The following is a 17,800-nucleotide window of genomic DNA, read 5'->3' on the forward strand; positions in this document are numbered from 1 at the left end:
GGAAGGCGGCGGAAGACCGAACGGCGACCCGAAGCGAAACTCGTTACGGCTGCTTCCTTCCGGACCTGACCGGGTTGGCGAGAGCCTCGTCCGCCGCCGGCCTTCCTGCGCGCAATATCAAGTTTCGCCGCGCGCGAATCAAGTGTCGCGCTCAGGGGTCGCGCTCAGGCGGAGGCGATCCCCGCCGCCGTCCGCGCTTCACGAAGAAAGGCGGCGTGCTGATCAAGCAGGGCGATCAGGCGCACATCGCCGCTTTCGGCCAGCAGCCGGTCGCGCCAGGCGGCGACAAGACGGGCCTGGCCTTCCAGCCAGTCGGCGACGGGGCCGGCAGGGCAGGCCGATGCGGACGGGTGGTGTCGGGACATGGTGTCGAGAGCGGGGGTCATGGGCGGCTCCGTCTGGTTATGAAACTGAGAAGCATTCTCAAATCATATCGCGGGCAGATGCAAGTCCCTTGATCGCGGCGATCCGGCGCAGGGCGCGAGGGCGGGGGGAGTCCTGATCCGAACTCCGCACAAAAAACCCCCGCGCTCCAGGGGAGGCGGGGGTTCTTTCACCGGGCGGGCCTGTCCGGGGGGCGGCCGCCCGCTAGGCGCGTGTCTGCTATGGCCTTAGAAGCTGCGCACATAGGCGAGCGACCAGCCGTCGGCCTGGCCGTTGTTTCCGTAATCATAAAGCGTGTAGTCGGCGCGCAGGGCGTTCGGGCCGCTGAACGCGTACTCGCCGCCAAAGCCGGCGGCCATGCCGTTATCCTCGCGGGAGTCCGAGAAGCCGGCCGCCGAGGCTTCGAACTCGGTCCAGGCATAGCCCACGCGGCCATGCACGGAGATGGTTTCGTTGATCGGGTACTGAGCCTTGGCGAAGAGACCCACGCCGTAGTTCACCGAGGTTTCAGCACGCCGGCCGAAGATGGTGGTGATTTCGTCGCCGATGCCGAACAGCGCTTCGCCTTCAACGCCGAAATAGTTGGTGACGTCATACCCGCCGCGCAGGGTGAGCGCGTCGTAATTGCCGCCCTCGGCGTTCAGATTCGTATAGCCGGCGCCCAGCGTGTAAGGGCTGGCGGGCGCCTGGGCCGAGGCGGCGGACGCCGTGATGAGGGCTGCGGCGGCGGAGAGGAGGAAGGTTTTCATAATCGAATATCCTGTTCTGGTTCGACCGGGGTCTGTCGCCCGGTTCGAGACTAGACGTGGGCTCACCCAAAGGTCCAAGCAAGTGGCCTTACCAGTGGTTTGGTGCACGATTGTTTGACCTGTGGCGAACATGTTCCGCAACGGGGCGGAAATGCGGCGAAGACGCGGCGTAACTTCAGCAAGTCTTTCTGAATATTCATGAAGTGGCCATGATGCCGGGGTGCGCCCCGGCTGTGCGCCGACCGGTCGGGGCGGGCCGGGCGCTGCAAGGACATGCGCGAGCGCTGGCCATATCGATTTCGCCGCGCTAGGCGTTTCGCCATGACTTTGACCTTCACCGACACCCCGCTCGACTTCGCCGGACTGACCCGGTCCGATCCTGACTGGATCGAGGATCAGCGCAGCTCAAGGGCGGCGAGGGCCGTGCTGTTCACCGACGGCGATCTGGCGCTGGACGAGCATGGCGCCCCGCTGGTGGTCCCCGCGCGGCGCACCTCCATGCTGCCCATGCGGCGGCCCGGCCTGGTGTTCATAGGCCTGCAGGACGGCGCGGCCTGGTTCGCCGGGGCCCTGGAGGACGGCGTCGCGCCCAAGGGCCCGGATTTCCGCATGAGCGCTATCGCCGCCGAACCCGATTTCGCCTGCATCATCGGGCGCGCGCGCTCGGTGCTGCAATGGCATGCGAGGCGGCGCTATTGCTCCAATTGCGCCGGAGAGAACGAGGCGCGCGACGGCGGCCTGCGCCTGCAATGCGCCAGTTGCGGCATGCAGCACTTCCCGCGCTCCGATCCCAGCGTCATCATGCTGCCCTGGTCGGGAGATCGCTGCGTGCTGGGCCGCCAGGCGAGTTGGCCGGCGGGCCTTTACGCTACGCTCGCCGGCTTCATGGAGCCGGGAGAGACCATTGAGCAGGCCTGTGCGCGCGAGACCATGGAGGAGATCCATCGCAAGGTGATCTCTGCGAAATACGTGGCCAGCCAGCCCTGGCCCTTCCCATCCTCCTTGATGATCGGGCTCACCGCCGAGATCGAGCCGGGCGAGGTGGTCCCCGACGATGATCTGGAGGATGCGCGCTGGTTCACCCGCGACGAGGTGCGCGCGCTCTATGATGGTGAGATCGCGCAATGGGCGCCCAAGCGGTTTTCCATCTCGCGGCTCTTGATCGACCGGTTTCTCGACGGCGAGCTGTAGCGGCTGCGCGACGGTCTTTGGGCCGTCGAGACCGGCGGGCGCGACCGTGTGACGCGTGGCGCCGCGCGCCTCGTCCTATAGGTGTTCAACCGCGTGAATTGGTTGCCTCTCAAGGCGGACCATGCCAAACCCCGCGCGATCAAACATCCTTTGACCTCGAGAGGACGCTGATGGGCAGCCTTTTCTTCAATAAAGTCGCCGGCGCGCTTCTGGCGATCTTCCTTGTGGTTCTGGGTCTCTCGACCCTGGCTGAAAGCCTGTTCCACACCGAAGGCCCGGAGACGCCGGCCTATCCGGTCGATCTCGCCGCGCTGCAACCTGCGGCGCCAGAGGAGGAAGAGACCGGCCCGCCCGATTTCGGCGTGCTTCTGGCGGGCGCGGACATTTCCGCCGGCGAGCGTGTAGCGCGGCGCTGCGCCAGCTGTCACACCTTTGAAGAAGGCGGCGCTGACGGCACCGGCCCGCACCTGTGGGGCGTGATCGGCCGCGAGGTGGCTGAAGTCGACGGGTTCAACTACTCCCAGGCCATGCGCGAGTACGCGCAAGGCGGCACGGAGTGGATGTACCAGAACATGAACGACTACCTGGCGAGCCCCCGCAATTACGTGCCCGGCACGGCCATGAGCTTTGCGGGTCTGCGCGATCAGGCCGACCGCATCAACATCATCGCCTATATGCGCTCGCTCTCCAATGATCCGGAGCCGCTCCCCGAGCCGCTTGAAAGCGGCGCGCCCGCCGGGGGAGCTGACGATCAGGCCGAGGCCTCCGAACCGGCTGAAACGATGGATGAGACCATGGGAGAGCCTGCGACGGACGGCGATGGTGAAGCTTCTGAATCCATGAGCGACGCGGCGCCGGACGGCGAAGCGGAAGCCGAGCCGCAGGACGGCTGAAGCGTTCAGCACCGCTTTGGAAATGATCAAGGGCGCGCCGCTGGGCGCGCCCTTTTTCGTTTCCCCGGATGACGGCTTTGCGCAAGGCGCAGATAGCGGGCTTCAGGCGCGCGGGATCAGCCCGGCGCCGGGCGCGCCCACCGGCTGGATGTGCAGATAGCGGTCATCGTACTCTGCGATCTCCTCCAGCTTTGTGAGATCCAGGATCTTGATGTGGCGCTCGGCCAGCACGATGCAGCCTTCATCGCGCAGCTTTTTCAGCGACCTCGAGACATGCACACGCGACAGTCCCAGCGCGTCGGCGATGACGCCGTGGCCCACCGGAAAGTCCAGCGTATGATCGTCAGGGCTGCCGGTGAGGGCCTGGCGCCGGTAGAGCTCCAGGATCAGAAAGGCGATGCGCGTCACCGCCGGCTGGCGGCCCAGCTGGACGATATGCTCGCGCAGGATCGCCTCCTCCACCACCGCCGCCCAGAGAAGCGCATTGAAGATCGCCGGGTGGTCGCCGGCCATGGCCGCGAACGCCTCGGCGGGCGCTTCAAACAGCACCACCTCGCTCAGCGCCGAGACCGTATGGTCGGAGCGCGTGCTCACCAGGCCCTGCAGATCGAAGAATTCGCCGGGCAGAATGAAGTTGACGATCTGGCGTTCGCCATTCTTCAGGCGGCGATAGCGGCACGCCCAGCCTGATTCAACCCAGAAGACCGTGTTCAGCTTCTCGGCCTCGCGGGTGATGACCGCTGCGGTCTCGTATACCCGCCGGCGAGTGGGAAGCGCAGACAGCGCTTCGCGATCAGACTCGCTGAGCTGGACATAGGCTTCAAGACGTTTGAGAAAAGCTGTGAGCATGGGCGCCGAGTGTGCTGAGAGACCCGCTAAACATGAGTAAATCCAGCTTGGCCCCGAAGCAATGGAGCGTATTACAACTAAAAAGCAGGAAATTCGCCGGTTGCGTAACATGGGTTATCGCGCCGTCGTGCGGCGCGCCCTAAGACTGAGGTCAAGCCTAACGGAGCGCAGCGCCATGACCCGCCGACTACTGATCCTGGAAAGCCAGCCCATTATCGGCCTCGATCTGGCCGAGCGGGTGCGCGCGCTGGGCTGGCAGGCCTGCGGGCCTTATTCCACCACACAGGAGGCGCTGGCGCAGCTGGACGCCGATGCGCCCGACGCCGGCCTGCTGGACCTGTCTGTTCGTGACGACGCGCAGGCGCAGCCCGTGGCCGACGCCATGGCGGCGCGCCGCTTGCCCTTCATCTTCACCAACAGCCACGCCAAACGCTTTGAGGCGCTGCACCCGGACGCGCCGCGCCTGGAAAAACCGTTCTCCGACGGCGATTTTCTTGAGGCTTTGGCGCGGCTTGCGGTGGGCGCGGCGCCCGGCCGCGCGGCCGCAGGCCCGCAGTGCGAGCCGCCGCGGCCGGTGTAGGCGCACTCTCCCGAACGCCCTCAAAATGGGCTAAGCCGCGTCCCATGACGCTTCTCACCCTCGCCGCCTTCGCCGGCGCCATCTTCGTGCTGTTCATCACGCCGGGTCCGGGCAATATCGCCATGGTGGCGCGCACGCTGGAGGCGGGGCCCACCCATGGCGTGACCTATGGCCTGGGCATTCTCACCGGCGACATCTTCTGGCTGAGCCTGGCGGTGTTCGGCCTCGCCGCCGCCGCCCAGGCCGCCAGCGATTACGCCTCGCTGTTCTGGATCGCAAAGATCCTCGGCGCGGCGATTCTGCTCTGGTTCGCCTACGGCGCCTTTCAGAGCTATCGCCGCCCGGCGAGCGGCTCCGGCGTGCGCGCCGAGCGTGCGCGGCTGTCCCGGCGCGGGCTGGCCGCGACCTATGCGGCCGGCGTCGCCATGCCTTTGACCAATCCCAAGCCTATCGTCTTCTATCTTACCTTCCTGCCGGCCTTTTTCGACCTCTCCCGCGTCACGCCGGTGAGCTACGCCGCCATGATCGCCATCATGGGCGCCATGTTCGTCATTTTCGCCTTTCTCTATGTGGGTCTGGCCCACAAGGCGCGTCACTGGCTGGCGGAAAAGGGCGTGAAGCGCTGGGCGGATCTGCTCACTGCGGTCATCCTCGCCGGCGTCGCCGTTCTGCTGCTTCTGCGCTAGGCTTCTCACCTTCCACAGCAAGATGATCGAGGCCATGGCCGCGCCGATTGCAGTGGGGTAGAAAAGAGTCATGTCAGAGAACACGAATCAGGAATACGACGCGGAGTCGATCAAGGTCCTCAAAGGGCTCGACGCCGTGCGCAAGCGCCCCGGCATGTATATCGGCGACACCGATGACGGGTCCGGCCTTCACCACATGGTCTATGAGGTGGTCGACAACGCCATCGACGAGGCGCTGGCGGGTCATTGCTCCCAGGTCACCGTGGCCCTGCACGCCGACGGATCAGCGAGCGTCACAGACGACGGGCGCGGCATTCCCACCCAGATGCACGAAGGCGAGGGCATGTCGGCGGCCCAGGTCATCATGACCCAGCTGCACGCGGGCGGGAAATTCGACCAGAACTCCTACAAGGTCTCCGGCGGCCTGCACGGCGTCGGCGTCTCGGTGGTGAACGCGCTGTCGGACTGGCTGGACCTGACGATCTGGCGCAAGGACCGCGAGCATTTCATGCGCTTTCGCCGCGGAGAGCCCGAAAACGGCGTCGATCTGGTGGAGCGCGGCCCAGCCAACGGCAAGAAGGGCACCATGGTGCGCTTCATGCCCAGCGAGGAGACCTTCTCCGACATCAATTTTGATCGCGGACGCCTGCTCCACCGCCTGCGCGAGCTCGCCTTCCTGAACTCCGGCGTGAAAATCGTGCTGCGCGACGAGCGCGAAGCCGAGCCGGTGGAGGAAGTGCTGGAATATGAGGGCGGGGTCGCCGCCTTCGTGAAGCACCTGGACCGCACCCGCACCGCCATCTTCCCCGAACCGGTTCTGATCTTCGGCGAGCGTGAAGGCGTCACCGTGGAGGCCGCCCTTCAATGGAATGACGGCTATCACGAGAGCGTGCTCTGCTTCACCAACAACATCCCCCAGCGCGATGGCGGCACACACCTGGCCGGTTTCCGCGGCGCGCTGACGCGGGTGATAAACACCTACGCCGCCTCCTCCGGCGCGGCGTCCAAGGCCAAGGTCGCGATCACCGGCGACGATGCGCGCGAGGGGCTGACCTGCGTTTTGTCGGTGAAGGTGCCTGACCCGAAATTCTCCTCCCAGACAAAGGACAAGCTGGTCTCCAGCGAGGTTCGTCCGGCGGTGGAGGGCGCGGTCTACGACACCCTCACCGAATGGTTCGAGGAACACCCCGCCGAGGCCAAGCTGATCGTCGCCAAGATCGTCGAGGCGGCCGCCGCGCGCGAAGCCGCGCGTAAAGCCCGCGAGCTGACGCGGCGCAAGAGCGCGCTGGACATCACCTCGCTGCCCGGCAAGCTCGCCGACTGTCAGGAGAAGGACCCGGCCAAATCCGAGCTCTTCATCGTGGAGGGCGATTCCGCCGGCGGGTCCGCCAAGCAGGGCCGCAACCGCGAGAATCAGGCCGTGCTGCCGCTTCGCGGCAAGATCCTCAATGTGGAGCGCGCCCGCTTCGACAAGATGCTGGGCTCTGACCAGGTGGGCACGCTGATCACGGCGCTGGGCGCCGGCATCGGGCGCGACCAGATCAATTACGACAAGCTGCGCTACCACAAGGTCGTCATCATGACCGACGCCGACGTGGACGGCGCCCATATCCGCACGCTGCTTCTCACCTTCTTCTATCGCCAGATGCCCGAGCTCATCGAGCGCGGCCATCTCTACATCGCCCAGCCGCCGCTCTACAAAGTCATGCGCGGCAAGTCGGAACGCTATCTCACCGACCAGGCCGAGATGGACCACTTCCTCATCGAGGAAGGCAGCTCCGACGCCACGGTGACGCTGGACAACGGCGAGACGATCTTCGGCGCCGATCTGGCCGAGCGCGTGAAGTCCGCGCGCGGCGTGGTGCTGTCGCTGCAGCGCCTGGCCGCCCGCGCGCCCGTGTTCGCGCTGGAGGCGGCCGCCCTTTCGGGCGCCCTGCACGCCGACGCGACGCAGGAGCAGGTCGAGGACGCGGCCCGCCGTCTGGCCCGCGCCGCCGACGAGGGCGAGGACGGCTGGACCGGCGTGCTCACCCCTGAAGGCGATATCGTGTTCAAGCGCGAGGTGCGCGGCGTCACCGAAACGGTGGTGCTGGACGACACTGCGCTGGCCAGTCCCGACGCCAAGCGCCTGTCCGAACGCGCGCTCGCCATCGCCGCCGACTATACCGGCCCGGCCGTTTTCAAGGGCCGCAATGGCGAGATCATCGTGCACAGCCCCGCCGATCTCGTCACCGCGGTGCAGAAAGCCGGCGCCAAGGGCATGAAGATCCAGCGCTACAAGGGTCTGGGCGAAATGAATCCCGGCCAGCTCTGGGAAACCACGCTGGACCCCGACGCCCGCTCCTTCCTCCAGGTCTCCATCTCCGAAGCCGACACCGCCGACGAGCTGTTCAGTAAGCTCATGGGCGACGTGGTGGAGCCGAGGCGCGACTTCATCCAGGAGTTCGCGCTTGAAGCAGAGGTGGATGTTTAAGGGGTGAGCGGCGGTCTGCGCAGCAGATCAATCGATCCGGGGGATCGATTGAAGCCGGCGAACGGGCCGGCAGGCCCAAGGCGAACCCAAAGCCTCTCCATCCGTCCCGCCTGCGCTCTCCTCATCGTCATCCCCGCGAAAGCGGGGACCCAGAGAGCGCTTCAAGTGCTTGGCGTGGAACCCTTGTTTCGCGTCACGTCTGCACGCGGTCGAAAGCCGGTAGCGGCTAACCCGCCGGCGTCCGTGTCAGCGGACAGGTGTCCTGGGTCCCCGCTTTCGCGGGGATGACGAATTGGGGGCGTCATACGCGGTGGCGCATAGAGGGTCATCGGGCGGCGCCATCTTTCGCGCTCCCCCCTATCGTCATCCACCCAAAGCCTCTCCATCCGTCCCGCTTGCGCTCTCCTCATCGTCATCCCCGCGAAAGCGGGGACCCAGAGAGCGCTTCAAGTGCTTGGCGCGGACCCCTTGTTTCGCGTCATGTCTGCACGCGGCCGAAAGCCGGTAGCGGCTAACCCGCCGCCGCCCGCGTCAGCGGACAGGTTTCCCTGGGTCCCCGCTTTCGCGGGGATGACGATGGGGCGGGGCAGGTGAAATATTGGCACTTCCCCCTCCAATCACGTCCCCTTATAATTCCCTCCATGGGCGAAAACTGGGTCCCCTGCGTTTATATCATGGCGAGCCGGCGCAACGGCACGCTGTATGTGGGCGTCACCAGCAATCTGCCGCGCCGGGTGTTCGAGCATCGCGAAGGTGTCGGCTCGGCCTTCGTGCGCAAGTATTCCGTCACTCAGCTGGTCTGGTATGAGAACCACGATGAGATGAGCCTGGCGATCGCGCGCGAGAAGGCGATCAAGAAATGGAACCGGGCCTGGAAGCTGCAGCTTATCGAGGCGGCTAATCCGCACTGGCGTGATCTGTACGAGACCCTGGCGTAGGGCCTCTCCACCCACCGCCACCCCATGGCGCACAATCCGGCCCCCGTGCCTGGATCCGCTTCGCCGGGGCGGGCGGAGCATGGTACATCCCGCCTTGCGCTTTGCCCCGAGACCTTCCTTGTCGTTTGATCACCCACAGGACACCCCCGCCCATGACCCGCTTTCCCGCCATGCGCGCCCATGAGGGGGTGTGGACTGGAACCTACACCCATCTGGACGCCGGCGGACGCCAGGTGGACCGCCATTCTGCGCGCGTCGTGTGTGAGTTTCCGGCCGGCGCCGAGGCGCGCGGCGAGCCGTTTTATGTGCAGCACATCACATTCACCTGGCCGGACGGGCGGGTGCGCGAGGATCGCTTTGACGGGCGCATCGCGGGCGAGCGCATCCTGTTCGACACGCCCACATTCACCGGCGCGGCGTGGGAGAGCGGCGATCTGGTCCTGCTGCATCTGGACCGCAAGGACGAGCCGGGCGCCTATTTTGTCGAGATCATCGCTCTGGCGCCGGGCGGCAAGAGCCGCGCGCGCACATGGCACTGGTTCAAGGATGGCGCGTTGATCCGGCGAACCCTGTGCGATGAGGTGCGTGAGGCCTGAGCGGTTCGGACCCTTGGTTCGCTCAGGGCTTCCCGGCGTGCTACATGCTCACGCCAGCCCATAAAGGCGCGAACGCCTCACACTCTTCTCACGCGCATCCGACCCGCAGACCGCACCCCGCAAGGACTTTAATGACCGAAACCCGCCGCACCGCCAAACTTCTGGTCCGCAACGCCGAGCTGTCCGACGTGGACGCAATTCTGGCGCTGCAGAACCGGGCCTATCCGTCCATGACCCCCGACCTGCCCGCGATGATCCGCGGTCAGATCGCCGCCTTTCCCGACGGCCAGTTCATCGTGGAGTATGAGGGCGAGGTGGTGGGCTGGTGCGCCAGCTTCATCATCGACGAGGCCAGCGCCTTTGCACCCCATGACTGGGCCGGCATCACCGGCGGCGGCTTCGCCGCGCGCCACGATCCCGACGGCGACTGGCTTTATGGCATGGAGGTGGCGGTGGACCCCGGCCGCCGGCGCTTGCGAATCGGCCAGCGCCTCTATGATGCGCGCGTCTCGGTGTGCGAGGACTGGGATCTGAAGGGCGTCGTGTTCGGCGGCCGTCTGTCCGGCTTCAAGCGCAAGCGGCGCACCTACAAGACGCCGGAGTCCTATCTGGCGGCGGTGGAGGCGCGCGAGATCAAGGATCCGGTGCTGAATTTCCAGATCCGCATGGGCTATGAGCCCGCCGGCGTGTTGCGCGGCTATTATCCTGAAGACACTGAAAGCGCCGGCCACGCCGCGCGCATGGTCTGGCGCAATCCCAGCTGGGAGGAGGGCGCGTCGGGTCCCTCGCGCCCCTGGGCCAGCACGGTGCGCGTCGCCGCGGTGCAATACCAGATGCGCGCGGTGGAGACGGTGGCCGAGTTTGAAAAGAACGTGGAGTACTTCGTCGATGTCTGCGCCGATTACCGCGCTGATTTCTGCCTCTTCCCGGAGATGTTCACCGTGGCCCTGCTGGCGCTGGAAAAGCGCCGCCTTAGCCCGGAGGAAAGCATCGCCGCGCTGAGCAAATACACGCCGCGCTTCATCGAGTTCATGAGCCAGCTTGCTGTGCGCTACAATATCAACATCGTCGGCGGCTCCCACCCCACCAAGACCGATGACGGCGATATCCAGAACGTCGCCTATGTCTTCCTGCGCGACGGCTCGGTCCACGCCCAGGAGAAGATCCACCCCACCCCCAACGAGAAATACTGGTGGAACATCAAGGGCGGCGACACGGTGGCGGCGATCCCCACCGACTGCGGCCAGATCGGGGTGCTGATCTGCTACGATTCTGAATTCCCCGAGCTCGCCCGCCGCCTGACGGACGAAGGCGCCAAGATCATCTTCGTGCCCTACGCCACCGACGACCGGCCGGGGCATTTGCGGGTGCGCTATTGCTCCCACGCCCGCGCCATCGAGAACCAGATCTATCTGGTGACCGCCGGCAATGTGGGCAATCTGCCAGGCGTGGAGAACATGGACGTGAACTACGCCCAGGCCGCCGTCATCACGCCCTGCGACTATCCCTTCGCCCGTGACGGGCTGGCCGCCGAGGCCAGCGAAAACGTCGAGACCATCGCCGTCGCCGATCTCCATCTCGACGCCCTCAACGAAGCGCGCCGCTCCGGCACCGTGCGAAACCTGCGCGACCGGCGGTTTGATCTCTACCGGATCGTGTGGACAGACCGGGGGTAGGTTCCGCTGTTCGCTCAATCCCCCGTATTGATGTCGGCAGGATCACCCCACGCGGGGTGAGGCGCGCGCGGCGATTTACTCCCTCCCCCTTGCGGGGAGGGTGGGCCGAGGCGAAGCCTCGGGTCGGGTGGGGGCGGCGCCCTGACCTAAAATGCCGGCGCAGCCMCCCCCTCCGTCCGCTTTGCGGACACCTCCCCCGTCAAGGGGGAGGAGTAGGCGCGGTGATCTAAATATCCCATCTTTCGAAATTCGTGTTTCACGCGTATTGTGGGGTCATGTCGATCGCGCGCGCCCGCAGTCTTCGCCGCCGTATGACAGAGCCGGAGGCGCTTCTCTGGTCCCGCTTGCGGTTTTTGAACCGGGAAGGCGTCCGAATCCGGCGCCAGGCGCCGATGGGCCCGTACATCGTCGACTTCGTCTGCCACTCCGCCAAGCTCGTGATCGAGCTTGACGGCGGGGGGCATGGCGAGCCCGAGCAGGCGGCCCATGATCGACGCCGGGACGCCTGGCTGGCCGGGCGTGGATACGAAGTCGTCCGCATCTGGAACAACTCGCTCTATGGGGAGCATGACGGCGTTATGGGCCATTTGATCGACACGCTCAGGGAGCGCCATCGGGCAAGCGGGCGCGCGGGTTCATAGCGCCGGCGCCGCCMCCCCCTCCGTCCACTTCGCGGACACCTCCCCCGTCAAGGGGGAGGTGTTGCGGGGCGACCCCCCGAGCCACCACGTGGGCGGGAAAACACCCCCTAAACCGCGACCATCAGCGCCGCTTTCGCCGGAGCGGTGTTGGTGAGGATTTGCGTGTAGGCGTCCAGGGCGCCGTCGCCGCCGGCCAGCTCCTGCTCTTCGAAGAGGCGGGCGCCTTCCTGGGCGAAACCGGCCCAGTCGGCGGCGTAGCGCTTGGCGAAGTCCGACGGGCCCCATTGGGAGAGCCGCTGCGCCGCATGGTCGGGAGCAAAGAAGAAGGCCGGTTTCGGGCCGGGCAGGTTTTTCGGCGGGGCGGCGTGTTCCCAGTGGGCGGCGCCCACGCGGATATCGCCGGCCAGCGCGTCGCCCAGCGCGGTGTGGATAGCGGTGGTCACTTGCGCGTCGCCGGCGAAATCCACCACGAGGCGTTTCGGCTCGAGGCGCAATTCGGTGAGATCGCCATAGAGCGTGACGGCGTCGTAATAGCCGGTGCTGTCCACGAAGGGCGCCGAGCGCGGCGAGGTGATCGCCTCGATCGAGACGCCGTCCGGGCGGTCTTTCGACAATAGCCAGGCCAGCGCCAGCGCGGTCTTGCTGGACGCGCTGGTGAGCGAGATCTGCTTGGCGCCGAAGCAGTCATGATCTCGAAGGTGCAGGTTTATCAGCCAGCTGGTCAGAAACAGCGGCTGCAACACCATCTGCACCGCCTCGCGGTTCGGCGCATAGCCCGGATCACCGGCGCAGCGCGTATAGCGGTTATAGACCGCCGCCAGATCGGCGCGGTGGCGCGAGGCGTCGATGAACGCGCCCGGGCTTAAACGGGCCGGTTCCACGATCAATTCGCTGGCCGCGGGGAAGTAGCCATAGATCCGCTCGCCGGGCTCCAGACCCTCGGCCCGGCTCTCGGCGACTTCAGCAAAACCCCACACCGGAAGCCGCCCGCCGTCGTCTGCCGGGAAGAATTCCCAGTAGCGCATGGTCTCGCCAAAGGCGGCGTAGGTGATGTTGTTGGCGGTCACCGCAAAGCGGCGCACGGCCAGGCGCGCCTGGCCTTGCTGCAGCGGCGCGGACGCCGTCTCGACCAGCTTCACCTTTGAAATATCTTGCTTATCAACGCTAAGCGCCCAGCCCATAGCTGTGTCTCCGATGCTTGATTGGGTCAGTAAGCCAGGAAGTCTTCCGGCCGGTCGCCGGGACTCCACAGGCGGAGGATGTCCGGATCGGCCGGATCAATGGGTTCAGGCAGGCCCTTGGACGGGACGCTGGCCAGAATGTCCCGGATCACCGCCAGCCGGGCCTGTCTCTTGCTGTCGGCGCGCACCACCCGCCAGGGGGCGGCCGCGCCGGTAGCCGCCAGCATGGCGTCGCGCGCCTCGCTGTAGGCGTCAAATTTTTCTAGCGCCACCGCGTCCACCGGTGAAATCTTCCATTGTTTCAGCGGGCTGATGCGCCGGGCTTCCAGCCGGCCGGCCTGCTCGTGGCGGGAGATGTCGAGATAGTATTTCAGGATGATGATACCTTCGTCGGCGAGCAGCTTTTCAAACGCGTCCACGTCGGAGATGAAGCGGGCGTATTCGGTCTGGCTGCAATAGCCCATGACCCGCTCCACACCGGCCCGGTTGTACCAGGAGCGGTTGAACAATACGATTTCCCCGCCGGCGGGCAGGTGGGAGACCCAGCGCTGGAAATACCAGCTGGAGCGGTCGCGCTCGGTGGGTTTGCCCAGCGCCACCACACGGGTGTCGCGCGGCGACTGGTGCTCCACTACGCGCTTGATCACGCCGTCCTTGCCCGAGGCGTCCCGGCCCTCGAAAATCACCAGAAGCCGGCGCTCCTCGGCGATGATCTGGCGCTGCAGCGCGGCCAGGCCGATCTGCAGCCCGTGCAGCGCTTCTCTGTACGCGTGCTTTTTCATGACAAGAGACTGGCCCCATGAGGCGCCCGCGTCGAGGCCTCCTGCATCGAATCAAGACCGGCCTTGCATGGGCGCGGGTCCTGGATAAGGCGCCACCCATGTCACGGATCGCTGTTTTTCTTGTCGTTTTGCTGGCGCTTTGCGCCGCCGCCGCCGGCGTGTTCGCCCATGGCGCGCGCCACCCTGAGGGGCTGACTCTGCGCGAGATCGGCCAGCGGGCTGGCGAGGCGTATGTTTTCGGCTTTCCGCTGGTGCTCATGGACGAAACGCGCGCCTCCATGCTGAGCCGGCAAGGCGCGTCGCAGAACCAGCTTGTCCACGTCCGCGCGCTGCCCGGCCATGGCGATGAAGAGGTGGTGCGGCCCAATCGCGACACGCTCTATTCGCTGGCCTGGCTGGATCTGTCGGCGGGACCGGTGGAACTGGTCTGGCCTCAGACCAACGGGCGCTACTGGCTGTTCCAGGTGATGGATTCCTGGACCGATGTAGCCGGGGCGCCGGGCTCGCGCACACAGGGCGCCACGCCGGGGCGGGCCTTCATCACCGGCCCCGGATGGACCGGAACGGTCCCGGACGGGGCGGTGCATGTGAGCGTCCCCACCAGATCGGCCTGGATCATCGGCCGGATCGCCGTGGCGCCGGAGTTGGACGATCTTGCGACCGGGCGCGCGCTCCAGGATGGCTTTTCCCTGTCGGGGCCGGTGGTGGCGGCGGACCCGGCCTTTCCGGCTGGCGACGGCCGTCCGCTGGACACGGTGACGGCCCTGGCGCCGGAGCAGGTCTTTGAGCGGCTCGCCACGTTGTTGGAGCGCGAGGCGCCGCGGCCTGAGGACGCCCCTGCCCTGCAACGCTATTCGGCGATCGGGCTGTCGCCCGGCGCGTTTGATCCGGACGGCCAGGGCTGGATCGCGCGGCGCGCCGCGGCGCGCGGCGTCTCGGTGGCCCGCCAGCGCCTGGCCAAGGCCGCCAGCGCCATGGCGCCCGGTCCGACCGGCTGGCGCGTCGCGCGCGACGGGCTGGGCGATTACAGGACGAACTACGCCCTGCGCGCCGGGGTGGCGATGATCGGCCTGGGCGCCAACCGAGCCGAGGATGCGATCTATCCCAATACCGGGATCGACGGCGAAGGCCGTCCCCTGTCCGGGGATCACGCCTATCGCATCCGCTTCAAGCCGGATGAAACCCCGCCTGCGGAGGCGTTCTGGTCGATCACCGCCTATGACGCGGAAGGGTTCCTGCTGGATACGCCGCGCCACGCGCTGGGCGATCGCGACGCTCTGGTGTTTGGCTCTGACGGGTCTCTGGAGATCGTGATCGGGCCTGAGCCGCCCGACGGCGCCGAAGCGGCCAATTACCTGCCGGTGACGCCGGGTCAGGCCTTCGCCCTGACGGCCCGGCTCTACGATCTCGCCCCCGCCGCGCTCAGCGGCGCATGGACCATGCCGCCGGTGGAGCGGATCGACTGAGCGCACTCGCGCGCTGTTCAGCCGCGCAGCTACTCCGCCGCCTGGGCCTCCACCGCGTCCACCGGGCCGAGCCGCGAGCGGTCGCCGGCCTGCCCGAAGCGGATATGGCCATCCTCCAGCGCGCCGTAGCGGATGGTCACCATGTCCTTGATATAGTTCTGATAGGTCCGCCACGGCGTGGTTGCACCCTGGCGCGGCAGATCGGCGATGGCGCGTTGCACATAGCCGGAGGAAAAGTCCAGAAGCGGCAGGGTTTCAAGGTCCGCCGGCGCCTCGGGCACGGCGTAATCGGCGCCGGTTATGGCCATGTGATTGAGCATGCGGCACACCCGCTCGCAGGTCAGATCGATCTTCAGCGTCCAGCTGGCGTTGGTGTAACCGAAGGCGAGCGCCATGTTGGGGACGTCCGACAGCATCATGCCGCGATAAGTTACGTGATCAGGAGCGTTGAAGGGCCGCCCGTCCACGCTGATATCCACCGCGCCGCCCACCTGCAGGGAGAGGCCCGTGGCGGGGATGATCAGGTCGGCGTCCAGATGCTCGCCGGATTTCAGCTGGATGCCGGTCCTGGTGAAACGCTCGATATGGTCGGTGACGATGCTCGCCTCGCCGCTCTTCAGAACCTCGAAAAAATCGCCCTCCGGCGAAAGGCAGAAGCGCTGATCCCAGGGATTATAGGAGGGCGAGAAATGTTTCTCGACGGGGAAGTCTTCGCCCAGCGTTTCGCGGATCTGCTTGATCACGCCCTTCTTCACAAAGTTCGGCGCACGGCGCGCCAGATTGAAGAAGAAGATCGTCAAGAGGATGTTCTTGGCGCGCGTCAGCGTGTAGGCGAGCCGGCCCGGCAGCGCTTTGCGTAAAAAATCGGCGACGGCGTCCCGTGAAGGCCGCGCGGCGATATAGCTGGGCGAGCGCTGCAGCATGGTGACATGGGCGGCCTTCTTCGCCATGGCGGGCGCCAGCGTGATCGCCGTAGCGCCTGATCCGATCACCACCACCCGCTTGCCGGCGTAGTCCTGATCTTCTTTCCAGAGCTGGGGATGGATCACGTCGCCGGTGAAATCCTCACGCCCCGGAAAATCGGGCATATAACCGCTTTCATAGCGGTAATAGCCCGAACACATGATCACGAAGCGCGCCTTGTAGGTCTCGGTCACCCCGTCATGGTCGGCCTTTATCGTCCAGCGAGCTTCCTGCGTGTCCCAGCTGGCGGAGAGGACGCGGGTGTTGAACTGGATGTTGCGGTTGATGCCCGCCTCGCGCGCTGTGTCGCGAATATAGTTCCGGATGCTGGGCCCGTCGGCGAAAACCTTGCCGTCGGTCCAGGGACGGAAATTATAGCCGAACGTGTACATGTCGCTGTCGGAGCGGATGCCGGGATAGCGAAACAGATCCCAGGTGCCGCCCAGATCGGCGCGGGCTTCAAGGATTTTATAGCTGCGCGCCGGGCTCTTGTCCTGCAGGTGCCAGGCCGCGCCGACGCCGGATAGGCCCGCGCCGACGATCAGAACATCAATCGCTTGCGGCTCATCGGCGGTGAGGGGTTGAACGCCCATGTCCGGTCTCCTCCGCGCCGGTCAACCGCCGGCTCGAAGAATATGTGAACATCGTTCACTTGCGATTGCAAGGGATGGCCGGCAGGGCTTATCGCAGGCTGTCGCGCACCGCTACGGCGGTGGCGGGATGGTCGGTGAAGACGGCGTCCACGCCCAGTCGGTAGAGCGCGGCGAGCTCGGCCTCCACCGTGTCGCCGGTGATGGGGTCGCGGTCATCACGCACGGTCCAGGTATGCACCTCAAGGCCCAACGCATGGGCCGCCTCGACATAGCCGGTGCTGCCGCCGTCGGGATTGATCAGCACGCCCTTGAACGCGCCGACCCCGTCGGCGAATTCTGCGATCTCGGCGAGGGTCAGGCCATCGGCGTCAAATCCGTCCTCGGCCGGACCGGCGTAGAGCATGGCCAGGGGCAGAGGCGTCCGGGTGCGCAGGCGCTGCAGGAAGGTCGGGTCGAAGGACTGGATCACCACCGGCGCGTCCGCCTGGTTGAGGCCGCGCTCTTCAAGTATGGCCAGAAGGACGGGTAGCGGATCAAGGCCGATCGCCGCGTACTCGGCCGGGCTCTTGATCTCAGGCTCCATGGCGATGATGCAATCGCACAGGATCTGCTCCCCGGAGAGAAAGTCGAGAAAGTCTTCAAATGTCAGCACGGCGTGCTGGTCGTCGAACGCGTCGGAGCGGTCGTCAAAGACCTGGCGCGTGTTGAGGCTTTGCAGCTCCTGCGCGGTGAAGTCCGACACCCACCAATCCTCGCGGCCGAAGCGGCTCGCCTTGCGGTCGGCGAATTCAGGCCGGTCGGCGATGTCGGTGGAGGTGGAGAGATAGGGGTCGTGGCGCACGATCAGCACGCCGTCCGCGCTCATCTGAAGATCGGGCTCCAGCACGTCGGCGCCCTGCTCCAGCGCCAGCTTGTAGGCCGCTTCGCTGTGTTCGGGGCGCTCGCCGGAGGCGCCGCGATGGGCGATCACAAGCGGCGCCTGGCCGGACAAGGTCGACCAGGACGCCGCCGCCAGGGCGGGCTCTCGCCCGGCGTCTTCTGCGGCGCAGGCGCCAAGGCTGATCGCGGCGAGAGCCAAAGCGGCGCGCCAGAGCAAAGAGGGAGACCGGGCGGAGATGAAGGGCAGGCGCATGAACTCGCTCCGTGACAACGCATGTGC

Annotated in this window: 17 protein-coding genes and 1 other RNA gene; 10 read left to right on the top strand and 8 right to left on the bottom strand. The window is 66.2% G+C overall.

Going from position 1 to position 17,800, the window contains the following annotated elements; genetic code table 11:
- Window positions 1–8: 8 nt before the first annotated feature.
- The 3 genes from ffs to ACWCOP_RS01905 form a co-directional block, all read right to left on the bottom strand.
- Window positions 9–105: signal recognition particle sRNA small type (ffs, locus tag ACWCOP_RS01895), an RNA gene on the bottom strand.
- Between the two features lie 59 nt (window positions 106–164).
- Entirely contained in the window at window positions 165–386 is a 222-nt protein-coding gene (locus ACWCOP_RS01900) for a hypothetical protein (RefSeq protein WP_478249530.1), read from the bottom strand.
- Between the two features lie 225 nt (window positions 387–611).
- Window positions 612–1,133 carry a porin family protein gene (locus ACWCOP_RS01905; RefSeq protein ID WP_478249531.1) on the bottom strand — a complete coding sequence of 174 codons (522 nt, stop codon included), beginning with the start codon at window positions 1,131–1,133 and terminating at the stop codon, window positions 612–614.
- Between the two features lie 321 nt (window positions 1,134–1,454).
- On the opposite strand from ACWCOP_RS01905, the gene nudC reads away from it, so the two are divergent.
- Together nudC and ACWCOP_RS01915 are read left to right on the top strand one after the other, a co-directional pair.
- Window positions 1,455–2,324 (top strand): NAD(+) diphosphatase, encoded by an 870-nt coding sequence (gene nudC, locus ACWCOP_RS01910; RefSeq protein WP_478249532.1) that lies wholly within the window; start codon window positions 1,455–1,457, stop codon window positions 2,322–2,324.
- A 170-nt stretch (window positions 2,325–2,494) separates the two neighbouring features.
- Window positions 2,495–3,217 carry a c-type cytochrome gene (locus ACWCOP_RS01915; protein ID WP_478249533.1) on the top strand — a complete coding sequence of 241 codons (723 nt, stop codon included), beginning with the start codon at window positions 2,495–2,497 and terminating at the stop codon, window positions 3,215–3,217.
- 102 nt (window positions 3,218–3,319) lie between these two features.
- On the opposite strand, the gene ACWCOP_RS01920 is transcribed toward ACWCOP_RS01915, so the two are convergent.
- Window positions 3,320–4,066 (bottom strand): Crp/Fnr family transcriptional regulator, encoded by a 747-nt coding sequence (locus ACWCOP_RS01920; RefSeq protein WP_478249534.1) that lies wholly within the window; start codon window positions 4,064–4,066, stop codon window positions 3,320–3,322.
- Window positions 4,067–4,241: 175 nt separating this feature from the next.
- Between ACWCOP_RS01920 and ACWCOP_RS01925 the strand changes: the two genes are divergently transcribed.
- The 7 genes from ACWCOP_RS01925 to ACWCOP_RS01955 all read left to right on the top strand — a co-directional run bounded on the left by ACWCOP_RS01925 (window position 4,242) and on the right by ACWCOP_RS01955 (window position 11,656).
- Window positions 4,242–4,646: a response regulator gene (locus tag ACWCOP_RS01925; RefSeq protein WP_478249535.1), complete on the top strand. Its 405-nt coding sequence runs from the start codon at window positions 4,242–4,244 to the stop codon at window positions 4,644–4,646.
- A gap of 44 nt (window positions 4,647–4,690) precedes the next feature.
- Window positions 4,691–5,332 carry a LysE family translocator gene (locus tag ACWCOP_RS01930; protein ID WP_478249536.1) on the top strand — a complete coding sequence of 214 codons (642 nt, stop codon included), beginning with the start codon at window positions 4,691–4,693 and terminating at the stop codon, window positions 5,330–5,332.
- A gap of 70 nt (window positions 5,333–5,402) precedes the next feature.
- Window positions 5,403–7,805 (top strand): DNA topoisomerase (ATP-hydrolyzing) subunit B, encoded by a 2,403-nt coding sequence (gene gyrB / locus ACWCOP_RS01935; RefSeq protein ID WP_478249537.1) that lies wholly within the window; start codon window positions 5,403–5,405, stop codon window positions 7,803–7,805.
- Between the two features lie 641 nt (window positions 7,806–8,446).
- Complete coding sequence (locus tag ACWCOP_RS01940) at window positions 8,447–8,743, top strand: GIY-YIG nuclease family protein (RefSeq protein WP_478249538.1); 297 nt, start codon at window positions 8,447–8,449, stop codon at window positions 8,741–8,743.
- Between the two features lie 152 nt (window positions 8,744–8,895).
- Window positions 8,896–9,339 carry a hypothetical protein gene (locus ACWCOP_RS01945; protein ID WP_478249539.1) on the top strand — a complete coding sequence of 148 codons (444 nt, stop codon included), beginning with the start codon at window positions 8,896–8,898 and terminating at the stop codon, window positions 9,337–9,339.
- A 131-nt stretch (window positions 9,340–9,470) separates the two neighbouring features.
- Window positions 9,471–11,015 (top strand): GNAT family N-acetyltransferase, encoded by a 1,545-nt coding sequence (locus ACWCOP_RS01950; protein ID WP_478249540.1) that lies wholly within the window; start codon window positions 9,471–9,473, stop codon window positions 11,013–11,015.
- A 311-nt stretch (window positions 11,016–11,326) separates the two neighbouring features.
- Window positions 11,327–11,656, top strand: a complete 330-nt coding sequence (locus ACWCOP_RS01955; protein ID WP_478250638.1) for an endonuclease domain-containing protein — start codon at window positions 11,327–11,329, stop codon at window positions 11,654–11,656.
- Between the two features lie 107 nt (window positions 11,657–11,763).
- Here ACWCOP_RS01955 and ACWCOP_RS01960 read toward each other — a convergent pair whose 3' ends face one another.
- Both ACWCOP_RS01960 and ppk2 read right to left on the bottom strand, forming a co-directional pair.
- A complete protein-coding gene (locus ACWCOP_RS01960; RefSeq protein ID WP_478249541.1) occupies window positions 11,764–12,795 on the bottom strand; it encodes a DUF2855 family protein in 1,032 nt (343 codons plus the stop codon).
- Window positions 12,796–12,863: 68 nt separating this feature from the next.
- The gene (gene ppk2 / locus ACWCOP_RS01965) at window positions 12,864–13,619 is read right to left on the bottom strand and encodes a polyphosphate kinase 2 (RefSeq protein WP_478249542.1); all 756 of its coding nucleotides are present in this window, start codon (window positions 13,617–13,619) and stop codon (window positions 12,864–12,866) included.
- 98 nt (window positions 13,620–13,717) lie between these two features.
- On the opposite strand from ppk2, the gene ACWCOP_RS01970 reads away from it, so the two are divergent.
- On the top strand, window positions 13,718–15,085 hold the full coding sequence (locus ACWCOP_RS01970; protein WP_478249543.1) for a DUF1254 domain-containing protein: 1,368 nt from the start codon (window positions 13,718–13,720) through the stop codon (window positions 15,083–15,085).
- Window positions 15,086–15,114: 29 nt separating this feature from the next.
- On the opposite strand, the gene ACWCOP_RS01975 is transcribed toward ACWCOP_RS01970, so the two are convergent.
- Entirely contained in the window at window positions 15,115–16,641 is a 1,527-nt protein-coding gene (locus tag ACWCOP_RS01975) for a flavin-containing monooxygenase (RefSeq protein ID WP_478249544.1), read from the bottom strand.
- A gap of 88 nt (window positions 16,642–16,729) precedes the next feature.
- Entirely contained in the window at window positions 16,730–17,773 is a 1,044-nt protein-coding gene (locus tag ACWCOP_RS01980) for a glycerophosphodiester phosphodiesterase family protein (protein WP_478249545.1), read from the bottom strand.
- Window positions 17,774–17,800: the final 27 nt, after the last annotated feature.

Source organism: Apolloniradiicaulis salifontis (genome assembly GCF_053756655.1).

What these genes read in the sequence shown, in the direction of transcription:
- ACWCOP_RS01900 (WP_478249530.1), bottom strand. Translation starts at nt 386, where the DNA reads ATGACCCCCGCTCTCGACACCATGTCCCGACACCACCCGTCCGCATCG.
- ACWCOP_RS01905 (WP_478249531.1), bottom strand. Translation starts at nt 1,133, where the DNA reads ATGAAAACCTTCCTCCTCTCCGCCGCCGCAGCCCTCATCACGGCGTCC.
- nudC (WP_478249532.1), top strand. Translation starts at nt 1,455, where the DNA reads ATGACTTTGACCTTCACCGACACCCCGCTCGACTTCGCCGGACTGACC.
- ACWCOP_RS01915 (WP_478249533.1), top strand. Translation starts at nt 2,495, where the DNA reads ATGGGCAGCCTTTTCTTCAATAAAGTCGCCGGCGCGCTTCTGGCGATC.
- ACWCOP_RS01920 (WP_478249534.1), bottom strand. Translation starts at nt 4,066, where the DNA reads ATGCTCACAGCTTTTCTCAAACGTCTTGAAGCCTATGTCCAGCTCAGC.
- ACWCOP_RS01925 (WP_478249535.1), top strand. Translation starts at nt 4,242, where the DNA reads ATGACCCGCCGACTACTGATCCTGGAAAGCCAGCCCATTATCGGCCTC.
- ACWCOP_RS01930 (WP_478249536.1), top strand. Translation starts at nt 4,691, where the DNA reads ATGACGCTTCTCACCCTCGCCGCCTTCGCCGGCGCCATCTTCGTGCTG.
- gyrB (WP_478249537.1), top strand. Translation starts at nt 5,403, where the DNA reads ATGTCAGAGAACACGAATCAGGAATACGACGCGGAGTCGATCAAGGTC.
- ACWCOP_RS01940 (WP_478249538.1), top strand. Translation starts at nt 8,447, where the DNA reads ATGGGCGAAAACTGGGTCCCCTGCGTTTATATCATGGCGAGCCGGCGC.
- ACWCOP_RS01945 (WP_478249539.1), top strand. Translation starts at nt 8,896, where the DNA reads ATGACCCGCTTTCCCGCCATGCGCGCCCATGAGGGGGTGTGGACTGGA.
- ACWCOP_RS01950 (WP_478249540.1), top strand. Translation starts at nt 9,471, where the DNA reads ATGACCGAAACCCGCCGCACCGCCAAACTTCTGGTCCGCAACGCCGAG.
- ACWCOP_RS01955 (WP_478250638.1), top strand. Translation starts at nt 11,327, where the DNA reads ATGACAGAGCCGGAGGCGCTTCTCTGGTCCCGCTTGCGGTTTTTGAAC.
- ppk2 (WP_478249542.1), bottom strand. Translation starts at nt 13,619, where the DNA reads ATGAAAAAGCACGCGTACAGAGAAGCGCTGCACGGGCTGCAGATCGGC.
- ACWCOP_RS01970 (WP_478249543.1), top strand. Translation starts at nt 13,718, where the DNA reads ATGTCACGGATCGCTGTTTTTCTTGTCGTTTTGCTGGCGCTTTGCGCC.
- ACWCOP_RS01975 (WP_478249544.1), bottom strand. Translation starts at nt 16,641, where the DNA reads ATGGGCGTTCAACCCCTCACCGCCGATGAGCCGCAAGCGATTGATGTT.
- ACWCOP_RS01980 (WP_478249545.1), bottom strand. Translation starts at nt 17,773, where the DNA reads ATGCGCCTGCCCTTCATCTCCGCCCGGTCTCCCTCTTTGCTCTGGCGC.